The organism is Microcystis sp. M53603_WE2 (assembly GCF_030065435.1).
The window spans coordinates 1-6,315 of sequence record NZ_JASJFF010001231.1 but is presented as its reverse complement, the minus strand read 5'-3'; the positions used below and the strand labels follow the sequence as shown (position 1 = coordinate 6,315).

6 protein-coding genes are annotated in these 6,315 nt (G+C 40.9%); 4 read left to right on the top strand and 2 right to left on the bottom strand.

Translation table 11 applies throughout. From position 1 onward, the window contains the following. From rpsB to shc, 3 genes are all read left to right on the top strand, one after another. The coding region (gene rpsB / locus PX481_RS25805; protein ID WP_288096802.1) for a 30S ribosomal protein S2 at window positions 1-310 on the top strand (310 nt) is incomplete at its 5' end. Between the two features lie 116 nt (window positions 311-426). Further along, window positions 427-1,182 (top strand): translation elongation factor Ts, encoded by a 756-nt coding sequence (tsf, locus tag PX481_RS25800; RefSeq protein WP_002734629.1) that lies wholly within the window; start codon window positions 427-429, stop codon window positions 1,180-1,182. A 242-nt stretch (window positions 1,183-1,424) separates the two neighbouring features. Beyond that, complete coding sequence (gene shc, locus PX481_RS25795) at window positions 1,425-3,332, top strand: squalene--hopene cyclase (RefSeq protein WP_288026906.1); 1,908 nt, start codon at window positions 1,425-1,427, stop codon at window positions 3,330-3,332. Between the two features lie 60 nt (window positions 3,333-3,392). Here shc and PX481_RS25790 read toward each other — a convergent pair whose 3' ends face one another. Both PX481_RS25790 and PX481_RS25785 read right to left on the bottom strand, forming a co-directional pair. Further along, on the bottom strand, window positions 3,393-3,788 hold the full coding sequence (locus PX481_RS25790; protein WP_288026904.1) for a helix-turn-helix domain-containing protein: 396 nt from the start codon (window positions 3,786-3,788) through the stop codon (window positions 3,393-3,395). A 225-nt stretch (window positions 3,789-4,013) separates the two neighbouring features. Further along, complete coding sequence (locus PX481_RS25785) at window positions 4,014-4,322, bottom strand: type II toxin-antitoxin system HigB family toxin (RefSeq protein WP_002760992.1); 309 nt, start codon at window positions 4,320-4,322, stop codon at window positions 4,014-4,016. Window positions 4,323-4,765: 443 nt separating this feature from the next. Here PX481_RS25785 and PX481_RS25780 point away from each other — a divergent pair, with 443 nt between their 5' ends. Continuing rightward, on the top strand, window positions 4,766-5,761 hold the full coding sequence (locus PX481_RS25780) for a glycosyltransferase (protein ID WP_288026901.1): 996 nt from the start codon (window positions 4,766-4,768) through the stop codon (window positions 5,759-5,761). Window positions 5,762-6,315 lie beyond the last annotated feature (554 nt).

Genomic DNA, 6,315 nt, shown 5'->3' with positions numbered 1-6,315 from the left:
AGTGGATCAGCGTCGGGAATACAACGCTATCCAAGAATGCCAAAAATTGGGCATTCCCATCATCTCCCTCTTGGATACTAACTGCGATCCTGACTTGGTAGATGTGCCGATTCCCGCCAACGATGACGCAATTCGCTCAGTTAAACTGATTTTAGGCAAAATTAGCGATGCGATCATCGAAGGTCGTCGGGGTGGTCAAGCAGCGGTGGAAGAATACGAGGAAGACTACGAGGATGAAACCGAGTACGAGGAAGAAGGTGATTATTCCCAATACGCCGCCGAATTTGCCAGTGGAGACGACGATAACTAGGGAAAATTAGCTATTGATCGCCAATAGGTTCGGGGGGAAACTTTCCGGACCTATCGATCAGTAAAACCTGCCCCTCTCGTGGCATGATCAACTATAAGCAGTAGGTTAGGAATTTTATGGCGGAAATTACAGCACAACAGGTTAAAGAACTTAGGGAAAAGACCGGCGCCGGCATGATGGATTGCAAGAGGGCGCTGACGGAAAACGCGGGGGATATAACCAAAGCGATCGAATGGTTGCGTCAAAAAGGGATTACTTCCGCCGAGAAAAAAGCTAGTCGGGTAGCGGCAGAAGGGATGATCGGCAGTTACATCCACACCGGCAGTCGCATCGGTGTTTTAGTGGAAGTGAACTGCGAAACCGATTTTGTTGCCCGTCGCGAGGAGTTCAAAAAATTGGTTAATGACGTGGCGATGCAGATTGCCGCTTGTCCTAACGTCGAATATGTGAAAGTGGCCGATATTCCCGCCGAAATCTCCGCCAAAGAAAAAGAAATTGAGATGGGACGGGACGATTTAGCCAATAAACCCGATAATATCAAAGAAAAAATCGTGGCCGGCCGCATTGAAAAACGTTTGAAAGAACTTTCTCTGCTCGATCAACCCTTTATCCGCGATCAGAACATCAGTATTGACGAATTGCTCAAACAAGCGATCGCCGCTTTGGGAGAGAATATTCAGGTGCGTCGTTTCCAACGCTTTGTACTAGGTGAAGGGATCGAGAAAGAAGAAACGGATTTCGCCGCCGAAGTAGCCGCCCAAATGGGACAAAAAGCCCCGGAACCCGTAGCAGCAGCCCCGCAAGTGGAGGAAAAAGCTCCGGAACCGGCAGCGAAGGATAATCCGCCCGCTAAAGGCAAAAAGAAAAAGTAAGTTAAATGAAGATCAATCTGGTGGGGTGCGAGTTTCGTACCCTTTTTGTCTTCAGGGGGGTGGGGGTACTTGATCAGTTATCAGTAATCAGTCAAAAGAAAAAAGAAATTGGCAACCAAAGCAAATTCCTTGACTGGATTCCTTGGGAACAAAAGCCCATTCTTTAGCTACTTATTAAAAACTTTGTAAATAAGATTATCTTATTTGCACTCGTGGTCCCTAGAGGTTGTCGAACGGAAAAAATGCAGATTCAGGAAAAAATCACCGAAATAGCCGCTAAAACAGCGAAAGCGATCGAACTTTCTCAAAATTATTTACTTTCTACCCAATACTCTGACGGTTACTGGTGGGCAGAATTAGAATCTAATGTCACCATCACCTCAGAAGCAATTTTACTGCACAAAATCTGGAAAACTGACAAAAAACGCCCCCTAGACAAAGCAGCCACCTATCTGCGTCAGCAACAGTGTCCTAACGGCGCTTGGGAGTTATTTTATGGTGATGGTGGCGATCTTAGCACCACTGTGGAAGCCTACATGGGGCTGCGACTATTGGGAATTCCCGCTAATGATCCTGCTTTAGAAAAAGCTAGAGAATTTATCTTAGCTAAAGGTGGCATCAGCAAAACCCGCATTTTCACCAAAATGCACCTCGCTTTGATTGGTTGTTACGATTGGCAGGGGGTTCCCTCTATCCCCGCTTGGATTATGCTACTGCCGGAAAATTTCCCTTTTACTATCTATGAAATGTCCAGTTGGGCGCGGGGAAGTACGGTTCCTTTATTAATTGTTTTCGACAAAAAACCCGTGTATAAAATGGGTTTTAATCTCGATGAACTCTATACAGAAGGGGTGAATAATGTCAAGTATGAGTTACCAAAAAATAACGATTGGGCGGATGTTTTCCTCTGGTTAGATGGGCTGTTTAAATGGGCAGAAAAAACTGATTTAGTTCCCTTCCGTCAAGAAAGTCTGAAAGCGGCGGAAAAATGGGTAATTGAACGACAGGAAGACACGGGCGATTGGGGAGGAATTATCCCGGCGATGTTAAATTCTCTGTTAGCTTTAAAAGCCCTAGGTTATGATGTTTACGATCCGATTGTTGCCCGGGGTTTAAAAGCGGTGGATAATTTTGCCATTGAGACAGATAATACCTATTGTGTACAGCCCTGTGTGTCGCCGGTTTGGGATACGGCTTGGGTAATTCGATCGCTAATTGAATCCGGTCTAAATCCCGCTCATCCAGCTATGATTAAAGCGGGACAATGGTTAATCGATCAACAAATTCTTGATTATGGCGATTGGGCGATTAAAAATAAAATCGGAACCCCCGGGGGTTGGGCTTTTGAATTTGATAATCGCTGGTATCCCGATTTAGACGATTCGGCAGTGGTGGTGATGGCTTTAGAGTTAATTAAAATGCCCGATGAAAATATTAAAAAAAGCGTGATGAAACGGGCAGTTAATTGGATGGCTACTATGCAGTGTAAAGCTGGTGGTTGGGGAGCTTTTGACATCGATAACGATCAAAACTGGCTTAATTCTTTGCCCTATGCCGATCTAAAAGCAATGATCGATCCTAATACGGCTGATGTTACTGCCAGAGTTCTAGAAATGTTAGGTACTTGTGATGTTAAAATGGAGGAAAATCGAGTTAAAAAAGCTTTGGATTATCTGGAAAAAGAACAGGAAGCTGATGGTAGTTGGTTTGGTCGTTGGGGTGTAAATTATATTTATGGAACCAGTGGGGCATTATCTGCTTTGGCTTTTCTGGAACCGAATAAATATCGCCAGCAATTGCAAAAAGGAGCCAATTGGTTAAGCAGTTGTCAAAATGTTGATGGTGGTTGGGGTGAAACCTGTTTTAGTTACAATAACCCTAAATTTAAAGGACAGGGAAATAGTACCGCTTCCCAAACTGCTTGGGCATTAATCGGTTTATTAGCCGTCGGGAAAGTCACCGGTAATTATCAGCGAGAAGTAATCGAAAAGGGCGTTAACTATCTTCTTGTTACCCAAAAAGAAAATGGTACATGGGATGAAGATTACTTCACTGGTACAGGTTTTCCCTGTCATTTTTACCTGAAATATCATTTCTATCAGCAGTATTTTCCTTTACTGGCTTTGGGGCGTTATCGGGCTTTGATTTAGTCCGTTAACCTATGCGTTAAGACAGGAAATAAGCTTAACTGTCTAGCGCATTTTTTGTGACTAACTAGGAAAAAATAAATCAGGAGATATATTTAAAAAATTGGCTAATTTTTGAATGTAGACAGTAGTTAAATCTTGTTGCCCATCAAGAATATCATCCAGGGTTGACTTGCTTTCAAAAATAGATAGCAAATCTTGCTTTTGTAGGTTTCTTTCCTCTAATATGAATTTCAACAATTCAATTCCATAAATATCAGGTATTGGCTCTTGATTTTCCTCATACTCATAAATTAAAGCCCCTAAAACATTTAGATATTCCCTTTCTTCTGCCGTTAATTGGGGTTTGTCTAACAGGCGATTAATAACCTCCTGCATCATTTCTAAGTCTTCCTCATTGTGAATAGGACGAGGAGGGTATTGCTTTAATAATTCTAAGTATTTATCAGTGGCAAACATAAAGATAACTCTAATTTTATGGTTTAAATAGGGGTGACTGAAGGAGATACAAAATTTTTAGTTAATAATTTATAGTTTTCATAAGTGGGTGGGTGGAATTAAATATAAGATAAACGTAGGTTGGGTTGAAGCATGAAACCCAACGCCCGCATGGGTTACGCTACCGCTAACCCATCCTACAAATAATTTTTCCTCCCTACTTATTTGGAGATTCAGAGATTTAGATCAATATTTATTGAACCACGAATCTTTTTTCCATTGGTTTTTATTATATTCAGCATGGGTTAGTATTTTTCTAATGAAAACCCTTCTATGTTGAAAATCAACATAAGTTATTAGTCGATAGTTGTTGCCGCAAATGTTGAATACTATAAAATTACCCACTAAGTCAGCCGAAGAAAAATCCTGACGAATATCTTGGAAACTTTGCCATTTTGCTTGACTAACTTGCTTGTACCAATAACGTAGACCAGCCTGAGCCTCTGGATGAGTTTCCCAAAAAATTCTTAAGGTGGCTCTTGAAATAATATGCATAATTTTTTATTAATCTTTTAAGTTTTATTTTCATGACCAATAATCCCCTTGTGTGTTTTGCTTACTTGCTTGCTAGTATAGCAAACAAGCAAGCCTCTAGTCAAGTATTTTAATTTCTCTGATAAACCGCATCCACAGGGAAACCCGTAGTTTTGCTTTTTCGGCTACGATCCTTGCATAGCAATACTTTTAAGGCTTAATGGCTTGCCCGTGAAATTCCAGTTATCTAGCTGGTTGCGGTTTAGTAATATTTATTAATTAGCAGAATTTGTAATTAACTAGCTAAGTCTCTTGATAGCCGACTCAAGGCTAAAAAATTTATTTAGTAGTAATTACACTTATGCTCGATCGACTATTGCCTTTAGATACCTCACACCTTAATAATTAAGTATAGAATAGCCAAGTCTCCAAACTACCGCTTAACCAAAACTTCTATTATCCTGATGAGAAACCTCTATTTTCTTTTGCCCGGTACTACTTCTCCTTTTGGTGGGGGTGGACTGTGGGCAGAAATGAAAACCGTCAATTTGGCTAGTCAAATTTGTAGCGCCCAGATTGTGACTTATCGTCAAAAAGAGTTAAATTATCCTTTTTTAGAGGATATACTCGCCAAAATAAGCTCGGATGACAGTATTTTTGTGGTTAGCTGGGGTTTTGATCTTCCTAAACTGGTGCAAAGATTGCGATCGCATAATATCATTTATCATGCCCATAGTACAGGTTACGGCTTCCGTTTACCCTCCCAAATACCAATTATCACCGTTAGCCGTAATACTATGGGGTATTGGGGAGAAAAGGCTCCTAATGCTTTGATTTACTATCTTCCTAATCAAATTGGCTCAGAATTTCTCAATTTAGGCTTAGAAAGAGATATCGATGTCCTAGTACAGGGGCGCAAATCCTCAAAGTATCTTCTCAATCGTCTAGTTCCCGCCCTCCGTCCCCACTGTCGCGTTAAGGTTTTAGATAGCTATGTGGAGGATTTAGTGGGATTATTCAATCGCAGTCGGGTTTATCTCTACGATTCGGCTGAATATTGGGCTGTAAACGGTTTAACGGAGGGTTTTGGCTTACCGCCCCTGGAAGCTTTAGCCTGTGGTTGTACGGTATTTTCTAGTGTTAATAGCGCCCTAGCCGATTATCTCGATCCCGGTTTCAATTGTCAAAAAATCGGGGCTTATTCCAGTCAATACGATCTGGAACGTATTCTTAATTATGTCCGTAATTTTCCCGTTAATTCTTTACCGGCTAATTTTCTCGATGATTATAATCCCGAAAAATTACTACCACGTTTTGAAACAATTTTAAGAGAAATTAATGATTTCTTTGATATTAAAAAACATTATCCGGCTGATATAGAAGGTTTAGAACCCCTGCGACTTAAAAAATTATGGATACAGAGTTCTCTGGCTAAACTTAAGAAAAAACTGTTTAAGTAGTGGTGATATTTCCTTAATTAGGGTTTGCTGAAAAAGCTTTTCCTAGGGGCAGGGTGTGGGGTGTGGGGTGTGGGGTGTGGGGTTTTACCGATTTTCAGGTGGTCAATTACCTAATTTTCAGGGAAAAAGTCCAGGGATTTTCCCCCCAATCACTCCAAAGGTCGGCACTTTTTGAGGGAAAACAAGTCTAAAAGTCTTATCCAACAAGGTTTTTAGATTTATTCAGCAAACCTTAATTATTCGCCAATTCAAAAATCAAACGCACCACTCCTTAAGAGTTGACAGAGAAAGGCTGATCAGCTATTCAGTTATCAGTGATCAGTTATCAGTTATCAGTGAACAGGGATATCGGGAGAAAAAAGCTGATGGCTGACTCCCCAAAAGGAAAACTTTCTACTTCACCATTAAGATAACTGCTATATAGGGTTTGCTGAATAATGGTAAAACCCTTTTAAAATAAGGCTTTTGACCTGTTAAAATCCGATGTTCATGCTGCGAAAATCCGATTGGGACTCTCAAAAACCTTGCATTATCCCTCTCATAGTACATAAATT